This is a genomic window from Solibacillus daqui (assembly GCF_028747805.1).
Taxonomy (GTDB): Bacteria; Bacillota; Bacilli; order Bacillales_A; family Planococcaceae; genus Solibacillus; species Solibacillus daqui.
In genome coordinates, this window is the sequence record NZ_CP114887.1 from 2,457,322 (window position 1) to 2,473,943 (window position 16,622).

17 protein-coding genes are annotated in these 16,622 nt (G+C 36.6%); 1 reads left to right on the forward strand and 16 read right to left on the reverse strand.

Features of this window, described 5'->3' with window-relative positions:
* Positions 1-66 precede the first annotated feature (66 nt).
* The 5 genes from O7776_RS11930 to O7776_RS11950 form a co-directional block, all read right to left on the reverse strand.
* Positions 67-1,386, reverse strand: coding sequence for a dihydrolipoamide acetyltransferase family protein (locus tag O7776_RS11930; protein ID WP_274307287.1), 1,320 nt, complete (start codon positions 1,384-1,386; stop codon positions 67-69).
* 277 nt (positions 1,387-1,663) lie between these two features.
* Positions 1,664-2,647, reverse strand: coding sequence for an alpha-ketoacid dehydrogenase subunit beta (locus tag O7776_RS11935; RefSeq protein WP_274307288.1), 984 nt, complete (start codon positions 2,645-2,647; stop codon positions 1,664-1,666).
* A complete protein-coding gene (locus O7776_RS11940; RefSeq protein WP_274307289.1) occupies positions 2,647-3,657 on the reverse strand; it encodes a thiamine pyrophosphate-dependent dehydrogenase E1 component subunit alpha in 1,011 nt (336 codons plus the stop codon). Before O7776_RS11940 ends, O7776_RS11935 begins: the two co-directional genes overlap by 1 nt.
* Positions 3,658-3,800: 143 nt before the next feature.
* The gene (gene lpdA, locus O7776_RS11945) at positions 3,801-5,210 is read right to left on the reverse strand and encodes a dihydrolipoyl dehydrogenase (protein WP_274307290.1); all 1,410 of its coding nucleotides are present in this window, start codon (positions 5,208-5,210) and stop codon (positions 3,801-3,803) included.
* Between the two features lie 33 nt (positions 5,211-5,243).
* Positions 5,244-6,338 (reverse strand): Glu/Leu/Phe/Val family dehydrogenase, encoded by a 1,095-nt coding sequence (locus O7776_RS11950; protein WP_274307291.1) that lies wholly within the window; start codon positions 6,336-6,338, stop codon positions 5,244-5,246.
* Positions 6,339-6,712: 374 nt separating this feature from the next.
* On the opposite strand from O7776_RS11950, the gene O7776_RS11955 reads away from it, so the two are divergent.
* Entirely contained in the window at positions 6,713-6,949 is a 237-nt protein-coding gene (locus O7776_RS11955; protein WP_241368933.1) for a DUF2627 domain-containing protein, read from the forward strand.
* A 72-nt stretch (positions 6,950-7,021) separates the two neighbouring features.
* On the opposite strand, the gene O7776_RS11960 is transcribed toward O7776_RS11955, so the two are convergent.
* The 11 genes from O7776_RS11960 to recN form a co-directional block, all read right to left on the reverse strand.
* Positions 7,022-7,738, reverse strand: coding sequence for a glycerophosphodiester phosphodiesterase (locus tag O7776_RS11960; protein ID WP_274307292.1), 717 nt, complete (start codon positions 7,736-7,738; stop codon positions 7,022-7,024).
* On the reverse strand, positions 7,738-9,309 hold the full coding sequence (locus O7776_RS11965) for a flagellar assembly protein A (protein ID WP_274307293.1): 1,572 nt from the start codon (positions 9,307-9,309) through the stop codon (positions 7,738-7,740). The genes O7776_RS11960 and O7776_RS11965 overlap by 1 nt, the downstream gene beginning before the upstream one ends.
* 818 nt (positions 9,310-10,127) lie before the next feature.
* A complete protein-coding gene (locus O7776_RS11970; protein WP_274307294.1) occupies positions 10,128-10,253 on the reverse strand; it encodes a hypothetical protein in 126 nt (41 codons plus the stop codon).
* Between the two features lie 201 nt (positions 10,254-10,454).
* On the reverse strand, positions 10,455-10,832 hold the full coding sequence (locus O7776_RS11975; RefSeq protein ID WP_274307295.1) for a PH domain-containing protein: 378 nt from the start codon (positions 10,830-10,832) through the stop codon (positions 10,455-10,457).
* A 252-nt stretch (positions 10,833-11,084) separates the two neighbouring features.
* Positions 11,085-11,210: a recombinase family protein gene (locus O7776_RS20370; RefSeq protein ID WP_420802182.1), complete on the reverse strand. Its 126-nt coding sequence runs from the start codon at positions 11,208-11,210 to the stop codon at positions 11,085-11,087.
* 194 nt (positions 11,211-11,404) lie between these two features.
* Positions 11,405-12,025, reverse strand: a complete 621-nt coding sequence (locus tag O7776_RS11985; protein WP_274307296.1) for an NAD(P)-dependent oxidoreductase — start codon at positions 12,023-12,025, stop codon at positions 11,405-11,407.
* Positions 12,026-12,189: 164 nt separating this feature from the next.
* Positions 12,190-12,402, reverse strand: a complete 213-nt coding sequence (locus tag O7776_RS11990) for a hypothetical protein (RefSeq protein ID WP_274307297.1) — start codon at positions 12,400-12,402, stop codon at positions 12,190-12,192.
* Positions 12,403-12,422: 20 nt separating this feature from the next.
* Complete coding sequence (locus tag O7776_RS11995; RefSeq protein ID WP_274307298.1) at positions 12,423-12,608, reverse strand: hypothetical protein; 186 nt, start codon at positions 12,606-12,608, stop codon at positions 12,423-12,425.
* A gap of 155 nt (positions 12,609-12,763) precedes the next feature.
* Entirely contained in the window at positions 12,764-13,552 is a 789-nt protein-coding gene (spo0A, locus tag O7776_RS12000; protein ID WP_274307299.1) for a sporulation transcription factor Spo0A, read from the reverse strand.
* A gap of 332 nt (positions 13,553-13,884) precedes the next feature.
* Positions 13,885-14,808 (reverse strand): SpoIVB peptidase S55 domain-containing protein, encoded by a 924-nt coding sequence (locus tag O7776_RS12005; RefSeq protein WP_274307300.1) that lies wholly within the window; start codon positions 14,806-14,808, stop codon positions 13,885-13,887.
* Between the two features lie 122 nt (positions 14,809-14,930).
* Complete coding sequence (gene recN, locus O7776_RS12010; RefSeq protein WP_274307301.1) at positions 14,931-16,622, reverse strand: DNA repair protein RecN; 1,692 nt, start codon at positions 16,620-16,622, stop codon at positions 14,931-14,933.

Here is a 16,622-nt window from a genome sequence, read left to right on the forward strand (position 1 = left end):
AGAATGTTCTGACAATAAAGCAAAAAAAATTCCGAAAGCTTGATTTAACAAGCTTCCGGAACTATTTCAGTAGACTGACATCTTATTTTTATCTACATTTTCGAGAATATCTTTTACTCTAGATAGGAATTTGCCGCAAATCAATCCATCTAAAATTCTATGATCTAATGACAAACATAAATTTACCATATGACGTGGAGCGACCATGTTACCCTGTACTATTACAGGTCGTTTTACAATACTTTCCACTTGCAAGATTGCAGCTTGAGGATAATTGATTATCCCCATCGACTGCACTGAACCAAATGATCCCGTATTATTAACTGTAAACGTACCACCCTGCATATGCTCTAATTTTAATTTTCCATGGCGAACGATATGTGCATATTCGTGTATTTCTTTGGCGATGCCTTTAATCGATTTTTCATCGACATTTTTAATAACGGGTACGAATAACGCATCATCCGTCGCAACTGCGATTGATAAATTAATATCTTTCTTTTGAATAATTTTATCTTCCGCCCACACTGAGTTCATCATTGGGAATTCTTTGAGCGCTTGTGAAACAGCTTTTAAGAAAAATGCAAAGTATGTTAAATTAAAGCCTTCCTTTTTCTTAAATTCATTTTTTATGCTATCACGATATTCGACAAGCTCCGTCACATCAACTTCCATCATCATCCAAGCATGTGGAATTTCATGAGTACTTCTTAGCATATTTTTCGCAATCGCTTTACGTACTTGTGTGACCGGAATTTCGATATCACCAACAACAGTAGGGATAGGCTCAGGTTGTTTCGTTGATTCTTGTACTTTCGATGAAGTCACTTGAACTTCTGGATCAGCTTGTTGTGCCACTGGTTGTTGGGTTGTTGTCGGCTTCCCTGCCGCAATATAGGCTTCGACGTCTTTACGAGTAATACGGTTGTTTGCACCGGTACCTGTAACTTGTGCTAAATCTACATTGTTTTCAGATGCAAGTACGACTACAGCCGGTGAGTAACGACCACCTGTACGCTCAGTTTTCACTGTATTTTCTGCAGTATTTGTAGGTGGTAGCTCCTCTTTGCGCTGTAATCCAGCATTTAAAATTGCTGAACTAACATTCGAGCTTTTTGGCGCAGGTGCAGGAGGTAACTCAGAGCCCTCCACTTCAATCGAACAAACGACCGTGCCAACAGGTAACGTTTCACCCTCTATAGCAATTAGTTCCTTAATAACCCCCGCAAATGATGATGGAATTTCGGCATTTACTTTATCCGTCGTCACTTCTGCTAATGGATCATATTTATTAATTGTATCACCAACTTGTACAAGCCAGCGTTCAATTTTTCCTTCAGTTACACTTTCGCCAAGTTGCGGCATTACGATGTTTTGAATCGTCATGTTAGATCCTCCTCAATCATTTACTGGAAGAATATCAATTACGCCTCGGCGTAATTGTGTCTAGATTTTTTCGAGCAGGCTCGAAAAACTCCTTTAAAAATCTATGACATCCGCCGGGAACAAAGGTCAACACGAGGTTGATCACGAAGGCGTTGTCACAGGACGTGACGTTTTTAGCCTTCGTTCCATTAAGCATAGGCTTAAACCCCTGCCAAATAAAAGACATACTTGGGCAGTCTTCACCCTTATAAAAATGAAGAATGAAGGCTTAAGCAAGTTAAAACGCCGCTAATTCACGGAGCACACGTTCTACTTTATCAGGATTAATCATAAAATATTTTTCCATTGTTGGTGCATATGGCATTGCTGGTACATCTGGTCCTGCTAGACGTTGAATTGGCGCATCTAAATCAAATAAACAATGTTCGGCGATAATCGCTGCAACCTCGCTCATGATGCTACCCTCTTTATTATCTTCAGTAACCAATAAAATTTTCCCTGTTTTCTTAGCAGCTTCAATAATTGCTTCTTTATCTAACGGGTAAACTGTACGTAAATCTAAAATATGCGTTTCAATTCCATCCTTCGCCAAACGATCTGCTGCCTGCAACGCAAAATGAACCGCTAAACCATACGTAATGACCGTGACATCATCACCTTCACGCTTCACATCCGCTTTACCAATCGGCAATGTGTAGTCATCAGTCGGTACCTCGCCTTTAATTAAACGATACGCCCGCTTATGCTCAAAAAACAATACTGGGTCAGGATCGCGAATGGCTGCCTTTAATAAGCCTTTTGCATCATAAGGTGTTGATGGAATGACGATTTTTAAACCTGGTGTCCCCGCAAATAACGCTTCAACGGATTGCGAATGATACAAGGCTCCATGAATTCCCCCACCAAAAGGCGCACGCACAACAAGCGGGCAGCTCCAATCATTGTTTGAACGATATCGGATTTTTGCCGCTTCAGAAACAATTTGGTTAACGGCAGGCATGATAAAATCAGCAAACTGCATTTCTGCAATTGGACGCATACCATACATCGCCGCACCAATTGCCACACCAGCAATCGCACTTTCCGCAAGAGGAGTATCTAGCACACGCTGTTCGCCGAATTGATCGTACAAACCAGTTGTCGCTTTAAATACACCACCCTTTACCCCAACATCTTCACCAAGGACGAAGACGCGGTCATCTCGTTCCATTTCTTCTTTCATTGCAAGATTAATTGCATCAATATAAGAAATTACCGGCATTACGCATCTTCTCCTTCCGCATAAACAAACTTAAGTGCATATTCGGGTAAGGCATACGGTGCATTTTCCGCATACTCTGTCGCTTCATTGACAAGCTGCATTATGTTGTCATTTAATTCTTTAATTAATAAATCGTCTACTACACCCCGTTCTTTCAGGTAGCTTTCGAAAAGCAGAATTGGGTCTTTTGCTTTCCCTTCTGCAATATCTTCCGCTGTACGATATTGGCGGTCATCATCATCTGAGGAATGGGCTGTCAAACGATAGCTCACCGTTTCGATTAATGACGGCCCACCTCCATTTCGTGCTCGATCAGCAGCCTCTTTCACTACTTTATATACTTCTAAAGGATTTTTCCCGTCTACTGTCACGCCAGGCATACCGTAACCAATTGCACGATCAGACACCTTTGCACAACCTAATTGACGCTCAACTGGAACAGAAATTGCATATTGGTTATTCTCAACCATTATAATTACAGGAAGCTTATGAACCCCAGCAAAGTTAGCGCCCTCATGGAAATCTCCCTGATTAGATGAGCCTTCTCCAAGCGTTACAAACGTAATAAAATCTTTTTTTTGCATTTTTCCTGCTAGTGCAACACCTACTGCATGAGGAACTTGCGTCGTTACCGGAGAAGAACCTGTTATAATTCGGTTTTTCTTTTGTCCAAAATGTCCCGGCATTTGGCGTCCACCTGAGTTTGGGTCTTCTGCTTTCGCAAACGCCGATAACATTAAATCCTGTGCGGTCATCCCAAAATGCAAGACAACCCCCATATCACGGTAATACGGTGCAATATAATCTTTTGTATGATCTAATGCAAATGCCGCGCCAACTTGTGCTGCTTCTTGCCCTTGACACGAAATAACAAATGGAATTTTCCCGGCGCGATTTAATAGCCACATGCGTTCATCAATTCGTCGTGCTAAAAGCATCGTTTCATACATTTTTATTACGTCTGCATTCGTCAACCCTAGCTGTTCATGCGTTATTTGTTGTTCTGTCATAATACAAACCCCCAATCGAGTTTAAAGAAATCCATACGATGCCATATAGCACGAAAAGATGGCGTACTCTATGGATTTCTCATAAAAAATACATTCAATCTATTCTGTATCAATTACGCCTCGGCGTAATTGCGTGAATCAAGTTAAAAATGAATTGCCTTACCTTCAATTGCTAAAGCAGCTTCTCCAATAACCTCACTTAAACTCGGATGTAGATGTACCATTTGTCCAACTTCCCACGGTGAAGCATTTAAAAATAGTCCAAGTGCCGCTTCTGATATTAAATCCGTGGCATGTGGTCCAATTAAATGGGCACCAACTAGATCATTTGACGATTCATCAGCTATGACTTTTATAAAGCCTTCTGATTCGCCGTAAACAATCGCTTTACCGATTGCTTTAAATGGGAATGTAGCAGTTTTCACTTTAAAGCCATTTTGACGTGCTTGTGCTTCTGTTAGGCCTACGCTTGCTACTTCAGGAGAACTATATACACCACGGGCAATATTTGCGTAATTAATTGGCATTGACTGCTCCCCTGCAATATGCTCAACCGCACGAATCCCTTCATGTGAAGCAACATGCGCTAGTTGCATGCCACCAATAACATCACCAATTGCGTATATATGACTCTCTTTAGTTTGGAAATTGTCATTCACAACAATCGAGCCATTATCTACCTGAATTTCGGTATTTTCAATTCCAATATTTTCGGTATTCGCAACACGCCCAACAGATAATAATAATGCTTGTGCCTCAATTGTAGTGTCTTCAAGCGGAATCGATACTTGCTCATTTACTTGTATTGCTGATGGGTCTAACTGCACATTAAAATGGATGTTCACGCCGCGCTTAGTCAATTGCTTATACATTTCTTCGGAGATGGCTTCATCCTCTGTTGGAATTAAGCGATCTCCTACTTCTAAAACGGTCACGTCAACATCAAAATCTATGAGCATCGAAGCCCATTCAACACCGATAACACCACCGCCAATAATGATTACGGATTTCGGCAATTGTTCTAGTGTTAAAAACTCATCTGACGTTAATACTTTTTTTCCATCAACTTTTAAACCTACTAAATGGCGCGGTCTTGAACCAGTAGCAATGATTACATTATTCGGTATAAGCATTTCGTTTTCAGAGCCATCCGTCATTTCTACAGAAATCGTACCTGGCATTGGTGAAAATATGGACGGTCCTAAAATTCGACCATATCCCTCATAAACATCAATTTTGCCCTTTTTCATAAGATGCTGCACACCTTTATAAAGCTGATTCACAACAAGTTCTTTACGTTGTTGAATACGATTAAACTGTAGTGTTACACCTTGTACTTCTATACCAAAATCAAGTGCTTTTTTTGATTGCACGTATACTTCGGCACTACGTAGCAAAGCTTTTGTTGGAATACAACCTGCATGTAAACACGTACCACCTAGTTTATTTTTTTCGACAATGGCCGTTTTTAAACCTAGCTGGGAGGCACGGATTGCTGCTACATAGCCACCTGTTCCTCCACCTAAAATGACAACATCATACTCCTTTGCCATGTGCAACACCCCTTGTAAAATAATTTCGTTTAATTAGCGGCCATTTAAAATATTTTTTTCATTTTTTAAGAATGTGCTACGTGTTTTGGCAACACGTGCAATTCTTTCTTCTGCTAAATGATTTGCTGCTAAGTACGTTGGAATATCTTGTTCTTTAGAAATGGCAAAAATCTTTTCTAAGCTCGTATAAATCGTTTCGACACGTTTCATTGCTCGATCACGATTGTAGCCATATAATTCATCTGCCACGTTAATTACTCCGCCCGCGTTAATTACATAATCCGGTGCATATATTATACCCAGTTCATGTAAAACTTTTCCATGCTTTGATTCTGCTAATTGGTTATTTGCCGAACCAGCGATGACTTTAGCTTTTAATTTAGGAATCGTTGTATCGTTAATAATTGCACCCAATGCACATGGCGCAAAAATATCGACATCTTGCTCATAAATTTCATTTGGTAATACGGCGATGGCACCAAAATCGTTAACTACTCGATCTATTGCGACTTGGTTGATGTCTGTCACTACCAAGTGAGCACCTTCTTTATGTAAGTACTCACATAATGTATATGCAACGTTACCAAGACCTTGTACTGCAACTTTTCGTCCACCTAAATTGTCATCACCAAACGCTTCTTTTGCTGCTGCTTTCATCCCTAAGAAAACACCATATGCAGTTACTGGTGAAGGATTACCCGAGCTACCAAATGCTGGTGAAATCCCTGTTACATAATTGGTTTCCTCATGAATTAAATCCATATCCGAAACGCTAGTACCTACATCTTCTGCTGTAATGTAACGCCCGTTTAGTCCTTGTATGAAACGACCTAATGCGCGAAACATTTCTTCATTTTTATCTTTAAATGGATCACCAATAATTACGGTTTTCCCGCCACCTAAATTTAAACCTGCGGCGGCATTTTTATATGTCATTCCACGAGCTAATCGAAGTGCATCTTCAATAGCATCTTCTTCAGAAGCATAAGTCCACATGCGTGAACCACCTAGTGCTGGACCTAATGTTGTATCATGAATTGCAATAATAGCCTTTAAACCCGAAGCTTCGTCTTGGCAAAAAACTAGTTGTTCATAATCATACTTTTTCATGTAATTAAATATTTCCATAACACACTACTCCTTTATCAAGAAAGCGCTTACTTTCTCGTGTTCTGTATTTTTTTCTGCTTAAGGTTCGACAAAAACTAAAATGTGAATAACTTTTGTCTTTAAATTTACAATACTTTCAAATTCATAATGTTGCAACTATTATTCGTCAATTTTAATCAAGTTAGAAAATTCTGAAAAATCAACCGGTTATTCCTATGATTGCGAACTTACAATTATCTAATTTTCCTAATTATTAATTATTCTAATAAAATAAATTGTCGCAGTTTCGTCATATTGTCTTATTCAATTACAACTTTTTTATGTATACAATTGACAGTAATTATTGATATTGTAAAATCAATGTTGTTTTACTTAGTGGAGGGGATACGTACATGGCAAGAATGGCTGCTTTTATTGTGCTTGTAATACCTGCCATACTCATGGCTGCAGGTATTAAGTTTATGCGAGATACACTTTTCGGGATATTAATTTCACCATTCCCTTGGATTTGGGTTCAATTTGTTGTTGGAGTTATTTTCTTTGCTGTTTCATTTCTATTTTTTGCTGGATTTTTACTTCATCGCGATCGCAAGCGCGGAAAAGTTGCCGATCGTTGGCAAAATAAATAAATTTCAACTAGCTTCATCAACATCAGATACATAAAAAAAGACGCCTATGGAACCCCCATAAGCGTCTTTTTGCTATTTTAATTGTGCTCTTTGAACTTTATCAGGAAAATCAGTTATCCAACCTCTAACTGCTGGGTGTGGATTTTTCAAAAATGATTCATTTCCTACTATTCCATAGAAGCGTATTCCAATTTCTGCATCATTAAAATATTGCAAATATTCATGTTTATAAAATTTTTTATGTGCATGAATGGTATCAAAGAATCGATGTTCACTCATCGAAGACCAATCGAATTTTTTCGTAACAATATAAGCCGTTTCCATTTCTGGTCGTACTTCTTTAACGATTATTAATAATCTTTCGTGAAATGATGAAAAATGACTGTTCTTAGGTACTTGAATCGGTACTAAAAATTTACGGAGTGCAGCTTCATTCATTAGCAATGACTGTTTCAACTCAATATTCAAAGGAAATTGCTGTTCATTGGCCCAATCCAAAATATCTTGAAACGCTTCAATGTGATGACTCGAAAAGAATCGAATAAAGCGCTTTCCTAATTTATAGCTTCTTAATTCTTCGAAGGAACAATCAGATACTTTCCGCTTTTTTCCCGCTAGTCTTTTTAAATCCAAATCATGAAATACTACCAATATACCATCCTTTGAAACTTGGATATCTAATTCAATTCCATCTGCGCCCAAGCTTTGCGCTTTTTTAAAAGCTGCAAAAGTATTCTCTAAACATTCATGTGATGCACCACGATGTGCAAAAACTGGAATCGTTTTCATTATACATTTAACTCTCCAGATTCAAGTAAGAATCGACCTTTTGTATTACGTGATAACACTGTCGATTTTTTGCCAATTTGAAGGAATGTTCCCGGATACGCTTCCTTAGTCACAGTTATTTCTTCTTTACCTACACTACGTAAATCGTTCATCAATTGTTTAATCTCACGGTCTATACTCGCTGCCGATTCTTTATTAGACGAAAGTTTTTGCTTTGTTTGTTCAAATGCAGCAATTTGTGGCTTCGTTAAATTATTTACAATCGGTAGAATACGATTTACTTGTGATTCAAGCTGTAAAATATCTTCTTGCATTGATTTTAATAGTGCAGCCTTTGATTGAATTAATTCAAGACCATCTGCTTTATTGACACTATTTATTATTAATTCTGTCTTACGCTCTAAGCGATTGCCTGTAATTGCCGATACAATTATACTCTTTGCAATAGCTCTGCCACCAATGATTTTGCCTTTTCGATCATCCACTAATATCGAATGCGCTTGAATATTAGAACCTAATGCATAAAATCCGATATTTACATCTCCATCGGCAATTAAGTTTGCATCGTTCACATGTTTTACGAAAATATTCCCACCTGCTTCAACTCGTGTTTCACCTATGCCAAAAATACCTCCACGAATGAATACATCCCCATCGATTGATTTAATCAATTTAGCTCCTGAAACACCTTCAGGGGCTTCAATCGATATATCTCCTTTTGCAATTACTGAAAACCCAGCTTGCACTGTACCACGAATTGAAATCGAACCATTAAAATCAATATTACCAGTTTCAACACCGACATCACCATTTATTGGTAAATGATGATTTACACTAACCATGCCTCTATGTTCCTCTAATACACCATTTATTTTAGATCGTATTACTGTTTTTCCATCTTCTTCAACTTCATATGCAGATTTACGATCATATTTAAGCGATGCATCTCGGCCATGTTGTGCTGCTACAAGCTCTCCATAAACATTGTTACCCGGGATACCCGGTTTAGCATGGATTTTTTCCCCTAACAATGCTCCTTCTTCAATTTCATAGATGAAGTTCATATCATAATAGTCTGCTTTACCATCTTCGCGAATTACTGGTTTACGTTCAGGAACTTCTAAGTATGTCACCTTAGCGTCTTCACCTTTAACGGGTGCTGTTCCCTGCGCAATTAATATTGCTTTCCCACTAACCATTGTTTCAAATTTAATGTCTTGAATTCCATGAATAACATTATTTTCTTTTAATAACCTTAATACTGTTTGTTGGAATGATTGCGAATTTGAACGAATATAGTCCAAGGTTTCATATACAAATAACGAAGCAGACATTTTATCGCGTGAAACTTCTAATGTAACTGATGGTAGCCATGTCCCAATCTCTACTGGATTCGGCGTGATTTCATTTAATACTTGTTTCAGTACTGCAAAATTCGTTAGTTTAATGCGAGGATTAAGGCGTACAATCATATCAAAATCTTTTAACATAAAGCCTGGTTTTTTAGTCTTTATATAAACCTTCTCATCTTTTTCTAAGATTTCAAAAAACTGATTCTCAAATATAGCCACGCATATCCCCTCCCATAAAGTATAGTATATACAAATTTTAGGACTTTGTTTAGCTAAATATCAGAGAAACTAGCTTGTTTTTTGTCACTATTACAAAAATACCACAAAAGTAATAGGTAATTAAGTACTAAATCCCTAATATTTAAAAATAAAATATAATTTTATAGTCCTATAAATAATGATATATTTCTGATATGTTGATTAAGTAACTTTCGTCTTCTCTCACGATTGCAGTAAAAGTTTTCTTCATCAGCAATATATCTAATCAAATTGAGTCAATTAACAATTCATTGTTAATTCCTTTGGTCAAAATCAAATTATTTACTTTTTGGAGCCCTTTACTATCTGTTTTAATTTAATGTATAAAGTAATAATATTCTGTTGTATCAATTCTCTCACTACTCTTGTAAATCTAATTTATATCATTGACTAACTGGATCATTGTAGTTTGCCTGAATAACAGTAGTACTTTTTTGTTATTTTGGTACAACAGCTGACAAGGTAATGCCTACTCGAGAGCGTATGTAAACGATTAACACTACTTTTTCATTGCACTCATCATTCTCACTTTTTCTATCATTTTAACCATAAACTATATTTATTAAATGATATATATGTTACAATTTGATGAATTTCAAAGGAACATCGAAAAAATCCCAATAAAAAAAGTGCCTCGAAAAAATGAGGCACTTAAAAGAATAATATTGAGTAATCATACCATTCTAAAAAAGGAGGTAAAAACTAATAGTAAAAATCATCTTACTAAAGTCATAATACCCCTCCAATACATTTTTAAACATCATTTCCAAAAAAAGTTGTTAACTCGCAACCATTTCTATACGAATTTTATCGGCAATCATGGCGATGAACTCTGAATTGGTCGGTTTTGACTTCATATGGTGCATACCTTCGTAGCGTACTATCTGCTTTTTGCGTACTTCCATCGTAACACCACATAAATGTATTTATACATTTTAGAACCTTCTATGTCAGTTTTGCGTTTTTAATATCGCCTACTAGACGATTCCACACGAACATCATCTATCCGCTTAACCGAATCTCGATGCGTTAGAATTTAGAATTTCGTCTGACAACACAAAAAAGAACGACCCACACAATAATATGTTGACCGTTCAATTTAATCGCTATCCTAAAACATATTCTGCTAATACGCTTTGAACTTTATAAATATTAGTCGATTTATTAAAGTTTTTTTGTATAGGCACCCCACTACCCGACACCCAAATTTTTAATTCTGCATCTAAATCAAAAGTTCCGGCAGTTTCAACTGAAAAATGTAGAATACTTTTATATGGTATTGAGTGATACTCGGTTTTCTTTCCAGTCACCCCTTGTTTATCGATCAATATTAGTCTTTTATCAGTAAAGATAAATGTATCCCTTATAACTTTATAAGCGTTTTTTATTGTTTCGTTAGGAATTAGCAAATCCTTTAATTCTTCTTCTAATTTATTAAGATTTACTTCGCTTGCATTTCCTATTAATCCATCGAATAATCCCATGTAAATTCCCCCTTATATATATTACATTATTCACAAACCTATTTATTACATAAATTCAAGTTAATATTAAATTCATTGTATATACCACTGAATGAATAAATATTGCGTTTAATTATTGGACAGTAGAAAGAGCCCGTCAAAATATGGGGCTTAGGATCACGCACTTTCCGTCGTTGCTGAACGGGCAATACGGTCTAGCTTCGTTACGACTAACTTGTCGCCTGCCTCTAACTTCGCCAATAACTAGTTGAATTACGGTCTATCCATTTTAGTTCCAGTAAAATGCTCCTTATAGATAACATCGTAACGTTCATTCTCTAACGCTTGAATTTGCGTTTCTAACTCTCGCCCTACCGTTGATACCCTTGCATACCGTATTTAACCATTTTGCCGTCTCTCTTCCTGACAACAAGGTATGATACCTTTTCATACCTTGATATTATTACATCGATCAACTTATTCAACTAACGGTGCAGAAAGAACGTTAGTTGAAGGATGGGGATTTTTGCCGCATCCCATTTTCTTTTATAATAAACGGGTTAATCCAATATAAAATTAGTATACGAATATTATTAGTAGGCGATACCTACACGTGATTTTATATAATCGCTTGCTTTTATCTGTTTAAATGTAAATTCTGCTGTATCGAGTACGGATATTTCAGCCCCACCCTCCGGCAAAAAATTTCGTTCTATTCGATATTTGCCCACCCTTGCTCCATCCGGCAAGTACGTTGGACAGACAATCGTCCATTCGAGGCTAGATTGTTTGAGCATATCGTAAACTTTATGATGCTCTTTCGCTGCACGGGTTGACTTCTGTTTTGATTCACTTGATTGATAACGCAGAAAACTTGGCGTTGTTCTACTTTGCAGAATACCTGCAGTTCCTATAGTTATTATTCGTTTTATACCTTCGTTTTCCATTGATTCGATAATAAGTGGCATACTTTCTGATAGAGTGGTTGTGCCGTCAGTGTTTAATGCACTAATAACTATATCAATCCCATGCATTGCACGTACGATATCATCTTTAATTAAGACATCCCCTTCCATAATGGATAAATTTTCATTACTTATTTGAATCTTCTCTGGAGTGCGAACTAATACAGTAACATGATGACTTTCATTAAGGGCATAAGTAACTATTTGACTCCCAACTCGTCCAGTTGCACCAAAAATTAAAATATTCATATGAATGAGGCTCCTTTACCAAATACTAATATTTTACTATAAAAGTTATATTATCGTCTTTTCAACGAACGTAAAAACCAATAGGTATTACAATAAAGATTGTGAATAATTGTACTTAAACTAACGGAGTTTTTTAGTTGAAGAAGAGCACGGAAAAAACGTTTCTATTCATTATCTTCTAGCATAACCTTCATTTTACGCTCTGGCTTCACGTTCTTGACGTTTTTCATTGGATTGGTACGAATCACCTGTTCTTGATACAAATACGCAAAAAACACCTTTATATTGCGTGTATAGTTGGCTATTGTTGTATTGGATATGTTCTTACCATAATCGTCTTTTATTGTTATTGGCATTGTCATTGACAGTCCATTCATATTTCTCACGTTCCCCCAAACTACGGCATGTAACTTCCTAAATGTTCCGCCTTGACCAGTCTAGGTGAATCGATTTCAAATTCAACAAATATCCATTTAGCAAATAACCTTATTGTCTGTTCATAAGATTTTAATGTTTTAACTGACAATCCATTCGCAGAACAATCCAACATAAATCGATAAATCTCTATATCAAATTCATTCAAAAAAACACCTCCATGAACGAGATTTACCCGTAAATGAACGTGTTTCATAGTTTACTTAAATTAATTAACATTAGTTGTATAAATTCAGTGGTTAGTTGGTATAGTTGCAATGAATTCATATCTTAAGATTCTTACAAACCCAGTCACTCCAACGCTTAACTAGCAACCATTTCAATACGAATCTTATCCGCAATCATGGCGATGAATTCTGAATTGGTCGGTTTTGACTTCATATGGTGCACGGTATAGCCAAACAACTCTGAAATGTTTTCATAGCTGCCCCGATTCCATGCGACCTCAATGGCATGACGAATCGCACGTTCGACACGTGAGGATGTAGTATTGAATTTTTTAGCGATTTCTGGGTACAAAATTTTTGTTACAGAGCTTAATAGTTCAATATCGTAATACACCATTTGAATTGCTTCACGTAAGTAAGCATAGCCTTTAATATGTGCTGGAACTCCAATTTCTTTAATAATTGAAGTAATTGTTGAATCAAGTTGACGTTGATCGATTTTTGTTCCAGTCGAAACTATATCAAGTGGGCGTTTTTCTACCTCTAATTTTTTATTCGCACAATGTAAAATCTTTTGTACAAGTTGCTCAAATTCAAAAGGCTTCAGCATAAAATAAGAGGCACCGAAGTTTACAGCTTGTTTCATCACATCTTCTTGACCAAAAGCTGTCAGCATAATAACTTGCGTGCGCTCATGACGATCATCATTATACATTGCTTCCAGAACAGCTAAACCATCTAAATGCGGCATAATAATATCTAATAGTAAAACATCAACAGTATGCTCTTCTATCATTTTAATACACATTTTTCCATTAGCGGCAGTGGCAACAACTTCAATCTGTGGATGATTTGCAAAATACATCTCCATCATTTTCACTAATTCACGATTATCATCAGCAATCGCAATCTTCACCTTCGTCAAACAAAATCCCCCTTTAAAATTATCATTTTCGCATTTATTCTTACATTTTACATTGATAGAAGCAGTGATTCGCCATTGTTTCCACCCTGTGCCTAAACATTTGCATACATTTTTTTAGTCATTTTTGTTATGTTTTGACATTAAATGAGTTTTCGACATAATCAAAAAAAATCCTTTTCTATCTATAAAAATGAGTATCTAGTAATACGAATTCTCTTCAAATCGACATGGAAATTAATAGAAATACATTTGTCGAATTATCATTATGTACTATTTTATTTAAAAAAGTAGAAAAAGACTATACTTTGTAGCAAAGTATAGTCAAATAGTTATTAATTGGGGCTTTTTTTCAGCATTTCGATAACAAGGATTCCTGCGCCTTTCGTCGGTTCTTCGACAAACATATGTGTTATCGCACCAACAAATTGATTATTTTGTATAATGGGACTTCCACTCATGCCTTGAATAATCCCTCCAGTTTCGCGTATTAATCGCTTGTCTGAAACTTGAAACGTAAACGTTGTGTCTGAAATTTCATCAATTTCAATGTCGAATGCTTCAATTTTTTCACCATCAATTGCCGTCAATAAATGGGCTGTTCCTTGCTTTAATTGACCTTTATGCATAATTTCAAGCGGCTGATGCAAACTTTCTTGTAAAGGCTGTTCCCAACGCCCAAAAATTCCGTATAATTCATTACTATTAACAGTTCCTAATGGTGTTGTCGCTTTATCAACAACGGACACTTTATAACCTGGTTGACCGGGAATGCTTTTTTTCACTTGTGAGATGGATGCCTCAAAAATAGCTCCGTTGTTGAATGTTGGTGGTTGCTTTAAAACAGAATCAATTATTTGGTGTCCTAACGCTCCGTATTCTAATGTACTTGGGTCGATATAAGTTAATGTACCAACACCATCCGTAGCATTTTTCACAAATGGTCGCAAACGCTGTAATTGTTGCTTTGATACTTCCAATTTCCGTGAATTTTGTGCATTTTCAACCGTTATTTGTGCTTGTTCATTATCAAATAATTGTTCAAGGTTCGCTATCGTTTTTCCATTTATTTCTGTGATTCGTTCTCCTTGCTTTAACCATTCACCAGACTCAAGCAACACGTCATGCGACACATAGACATAAGGCATTTCTAGCTGTACTCCAATGGAATGCCCCATTGGAATCAGCTGTTTTGCACTTACTTGTAATGGAATACAGATTAAAAAAAGCATCACAACAATGGACCATTTAGCCTTCATAACTCACCTCCTCGATACAATTACTATGTGGAGCTTTTACAGAGTTATGAACGGTAAAATTTTGTTTGAATAGTAAATGAAATTTAAAACGAGAAGCCTAATTTAACAGACTTCTCGTTGTATTATTTCATCGCTTCTTTACGTTCATTTGCCAATTGTAATAATTCAGAAGCGTGCTGTAACGTTAAATCCGTTATTTCTGCACCGCTCATCATTCGGCTAATTTCTTCAATACGTTCATGTTGTTCCATTTCAGTAATCGTTGTAAATGTACGATCATGCTCTACCTGTTTTTTTATGTAGTATTGATGATCTGCCATCGCTGCTACTTGAGGTAAATGGGAAATACATAGAACTTGGGAATTGACTGAGATTGCAGCAATTTTTTCCGCGATTGCCTGTGCTACGCGACCACTTACACCAGTATCTACCTCGTCGAATATGATTGATGTAATGCCATTCGAAGAAGAAAAAATCGTTTTTAACGCAAGCATCATACGTGACAACTCTCCACCCGACGCCACTTTTGGTAAAGATTTTGGTGGCTCTCCGACGTTTGTCGAAATATAAAAAGCTACATAATCTTTACCGTTTATATCAAAATGATCAAGTTGTTCAAAGTTAACGATAAATTGGGCTTTTTCCATATGTAACATCCGTAACTCATTCATAATTGCTTCACTTAATTTCAGTGCACTTTGTTTACGAACTGTTGTTAATTGTTCAGCAAATTCATTTAAATCGATTTCCATCTGCGCTAATAATTGCTCATTTTTTTGCATCGCTTCATCTCGATTTAACAATTGACTTAACTCTTCTTCTATTTTTTCGTAGTAAAAGAGAATTTCTTCTACCGTTGTACCATATTTACGTTTCATATTCTGATAGAGTGCCAGACGTTGTTCAACTTCATTTAAACGCTCGGCATCATATTCTAAGTCGTCTAACGCATTTTTCACTTGATAAGCTGCATCTTGAAGCGCATAAAAGCTTGAAGTTACAGCCTCTGAAGATTCTTTAAAGATCGAATCAAGGCGCACAATGTCTTCTAATGCATTCATAGCGTTTCCGATAAAATCTAACCCGTTGCCCTCACCTGAAATTGATTCATAAGCCATATTGGCACGCTCAAAGATTTTATGGAAATTCATTAGACGAGTACGTTCTTCAGAAAGCGACTCTTCTTCATCAACACGTAATGCGGCTTGCTCAAGTTCTTGAATTTGGAATTGATATAAATCAATACGTTGCGCAGCGCGTTGCTCATTAATGCTTAATTCTGCTACTTCTCGTTTTAATTGACGATACGTTTCATACGCCTCATCATAGTTTGCTTTAATAACCTTTAAATCATGATAAGCAAAATGATCCAATAAATGAATATGAAATTTTTCATCCATTAATTCTTGGTTTTCATGCTGACCATGAATATCAATTAAGCTTCCACCAATTTCGCGTAATACAGATAATGGCACAAGCTTACCGTTTACTCGACAAATACTTTTTCCGGATTCATTTAAGTCCCGCCGTAAAATAATCGAACCTTCTTCTGCTTCGATGCCATGCTCCTCTAATTTCAAATAAATTGGATGCTTCTCACTGCTAATTTCAAAATGGCCACCTAATTCTGCTTTTTTTTCACCGTGGCGAATAAACTCAGTAGAGCCACGACCACCAGCTAAAATATGGACAGCATCAATAATAATCGATTTACCTGCACCTGTTTCACCTGTTAAAACAGTCAAGCCTTCTGAAAAGCTAACAGTCAAATCATCAATAATAGCAAAATTTCGAATGCTAAGTTCTTTTAACAA